Genomic DNA, 274 nt, shown 5'->3' with positions numbered 1-274 from the left:
ACCAGAGTTGTGTTCGGCGAAAATCGAAACGTGCTATATGGGTTTATCGAAAAAAGCAGATAGGCTCTGATTCATCTTCGATTGATGACAGCGAGAATTATCAGTCGGTAGCCTTTGCCGTTAACGAAGGTAACCGCCTGAGCCTTATCGGCCCGGTGGGGGGGCTGAACGGACCTCAGGATCGATCGCTGGCGGACTTCAAGGATCGGAGGGAGGCAATCTTGAACAAATCCAGCGGCGGCCAAGGAATTCGTTACGTCACTGGGAAGGGGCC

At 52.9% G+C, this 274-nt stretch carries 1 protein-coding gene; it reads left to right on the top strand.

The genetic code is table 11. The features are described from left to right. A partial coding sequence (locus SB822_RS56945) for a hypothetical protein (protein ID WP_410859084.1) occupies positions 1-274 on the top strand: 274 nt, incomplete at both ends.

The organism is Paraburkholderia sp. SIMBA_054, from assembly GCF_046534875.1.
In the GTDB taxonomy this organism is placed as follows: domain Bacteria; phylum Pseudomonadota; class Gammaproteobacteria; order Burkholderiales; family Burkholderiaceae; genus Paraburkholderia; species Paraburkholderia hospita.
Note: the sequence above shows the minus strand (reverse complement) of the source record. Positions and strands in the feature narration are given on the sequence as shown.